1 protein-coding gene is annotated in these 385 nt (G+C 73.8%); it reads right to left on the reverse strand.

Annotated elements, in window-relative coordinates:
* A partial coding sequence (locus tag AC1DE0_RS22420) for a helix-turn-helix domain-containing protein (RefSeq protein ID WP_478105849.1) occupies window positions 1–349 on the reverse strand: 349 nt, incomplete at its 3' end.
* Window positions 350–385: the final 36 nt, after the last annotated feature.

Here is a 385-nt window from a genome sequence, read left to right on the forward strand (position 1 = left end):
AGACCGGCGTGCTCCGCAGACGGTGTGACCCCTGGGCGTCGTCCCGAGCGCCGCCAGCAGCTACGAGTTTCGCGTCAGCCGCGCAGCAGGGCGGGCGCCCACGAGCGCGACATCGGCAAACCTGCCCGGGCGCCACCCATGGGCACGCCCGATCTGGCGCACCGGCTTCCGGGGTCCGGCGTTGGCCCGTACAACGCAGGCGAAGTCCCGCGACCCCCTCGAGCAGGTACCGCCCGACCCACGTGTGCACGCTCTGACGCGACACCCCGGCCTGGGCGGCCACCTCGGTGACCCTCGCCCCCGCCAGCACCGCCCGCACCGCGTCCAGCCGCAGCTCGACCACCGACATCACTACCAGTGCCAATCCCGGCCTCCCTGCCTCGAC

This window comes from Terrabacter sp. 05T424, from assembly GCF_056396225.1.